The following is a 2104-nucleotide window of genomic DNA, read 5'->3' on the forward strand; positions in this document are numbered from 1 at the left end:
CGTCCCCGCGATCCGGATCGGCCTGCCGCCGGCATCGCGCCTGACGACCCGGAGCCGGCCGAGCACATAGACCCACTTCCCGGACGCGGAGCGCATCCGAAACTCTATCTCGGCGTGATCGCGCTCTCCCGTGGCGAGAGCCGTGAACACCATCTCTACACGGGCGCGGTCCTTCGGGTGAACGAGCGCGAGAATCGTGGGAATCGTGGGCACGAATGCATCCGGACTGTAGCCGAGCATCGTAAAATTCCGGGAACTGTAGTAGATCGCCCCGGAACTGACGTCCCAGTCTATCAGCCCGTCTTCTGCCGCCGAGAGTGCGAGGCTCAGCCGCTCTTCACTCTCCCGCAATGCCTGCTCCGCACGCCGTCGCTCGGTCACGTCAAGGAGCGACATCACCGAACGGGCGGTTCCCGGGATCAGGCCGACGGTGACCTCGACGGCGTGGGTGTTGCCGGCCCGGTCGATGAACGAGATGGCGTAGTTCCTCGGTGCGGCTGCCGGATCGTCTCGCCGGAGGGTGTGGTACTCCTTCAGTTGGCGGCGTTCGTCTGCGGATGCGACAAAATCGGTCAACTGTTTTATCCCGACGATCTCGGCGCGGGAATACCCGGAGAGCCGTTCGAACTCCGTGTTTGCCACCGATATGATGCCGTTCCCCTCGATGAGGACCGTCGCCGTCCCGGTGTACTCGACGATCTCCTCGTAATCCCTCTGTCCCGGCACTTCCCGGAGCCGGAGCACCCAGTTCTTCCCGGACGGTGTTCTCCATCCCGAGCAGAGGTATTCCCGTTCTTCTCCGCCTGGACTCTTGAGCCGACACTCGCATTTCGGGGTCCCGTCGCCGAATGCCGCAAGAACCTTATCGGCGAGTTCGACCACCGTCCCTGCCTGTCCGGGGTTGCTCTCGTGCACGCCAAACAGCCTCCGGGAGGCCGTGTTCGCCCAGATTATGCTGTCGTTCTCATCGAGCACCAGGATGGCGTCTTCAATGCCTTCCAGTATCTGGTAGTCCGGCTGCGCGCCGTGCAGGTCCTCCGGAGGTTCGGCGGGGGTCACACGTGGTCTCTCCTGCTGCCCCGGGATACATCGTGCAGGCTGGATACTGAATATGGAGATTGCCAGGACGTATTAATTAGTTCCGGTTTCAGGGCAACAGGAAAAATCGTTGACCCGCGCTGCCGGGGGCGGGGTGTAGAACCGTTCCAGGTGTAGTGGGCGAGGAAAAATTCTTCGTCAAGGGCCGGGAGGGGTGGGGTTCAGGTCTTTGCGATCCCGGGGTCCTCAATGTCGGCGAGAAGGTTGACCACGTCCCTCCCTTTCTTCCGTGCCTCCGCAAGCGCTGTCGGATGTCCCGCGATCCCCCCGTAGCGGTCGAGATCGTTGGCGATGACGTTGTCCCAGTACTCGAACCCGGTGGTGTTGAAGAAGGCGGTGATCGCCGGGAACGCCGCATCAAAGACGTTCTCCCATCCGAGCCCCGCGGTCGAGACGAATATCCCCTTGTGGCGGCGGGTGCGGTCGGGGGTGTGGTAGAGCGTCTTCAGGATGAACTTGCGCGCCCAGAGGTATTGCGCACGGTCGATCAGCCCCTTCGCCTCCGCCGTGATCCCCATCGAGTAGATGGGGGATGCGAGAACAAGGACGTCGGCATCGCCGATCTTTGTAAAGACCTCCGTGAGATCGTCTTTGATGACGCAGACCCCTGTTTTGTGGCAGGCGTTGCACCCACGGCACGAGGCGTACTCGAGCGACCGCAGAACGATCTTCTCGACCTCCCCCCCCGCCTCCCGGGCGCCATCGAGCACGGCGTCGAGCAGCGTCTCGGTGTTCCCGTGCCGCCGGGGGCTGCCGGAGATGCCGAGGACTTTTACGGTCATGCCGCCCCGACCTCCCGCAGGTGCGCGGCGACCTCCCGGGCGAGAGCCTCCGCGTCGGCTTTCGCGGTCGGGTGACGGACGATCGCGCCCTTCTCGTCGACGCCGTTCACCATCAGGTACCGGAGATCCTTATTCCGGACGTCGGCGACGTGAAAGAAGCACTTCACCGACGGGATCGCCGCATCGAAGGCGTAGTCCCAGTTCTGCCCGGCGGTCGAGAGGAA

General features: G+C 63.5%; 2 protein-coding genes and 1 pseudogene (1 of these 3 only partly in view). All 3 read right to left on the minus strand.

Annotated elements, in window-relative coordinates; genetic code table 11:
- Positions 1–1059, minus strand: partial view of a PAS domain S-box protein gene (locus tag ACI94_RS06805; protein ID WP_286681249.1) — the 5' portion only. 84 nt of this gene lie to the left of the window's left edge; the window shows 1059 of its 1143 coding nt (coding positions 1–1059); it begins with the start codon at positions 1057–1059; the stop codon falls past the left edge of the window.
- Positions 1060–1259: 200 nt separating this feature from the next.
- Positions 1260–1880, minus strand: a complete 621-nt coding sequence (locus tag ACI94_RS06810; protein WP_209727695.1) for a flavodoxin family protein — start codon at positions 1878–1880, stop codon at positions 1260–1262.
- Positions 1877–2104, minus strand: a pseudogene (locus ACI94_RS06815) (flavodoxin family protein); the annotation flags it as partial. The pseudogene ACI94_RS06815 and the gene ACI94_RS06810, both read right to left, overlap by 4 nt.

The sequence above is a fragment of the Methanoculleus sp. DTU007 genome, assembly GCF_001512385.1.
Taxonomy (GTDB): Archaea; Halobacteriota; Methanomicrobia; order Methanomicrobiales; family Methanoculleaceae; genus Methanoculleus; species Methanoculleus thermophilus.

What these genes read in the sequence shown, in the direction of transcription:
- ACI94_RS06810 (WP_209727695.1), bottom strand. Translation starts at nt 1,880, where the DNA reads ATGACCGTAAAAGTCCTCGGCATCTCCGGCAGCCCCCGGCGGCACGGG.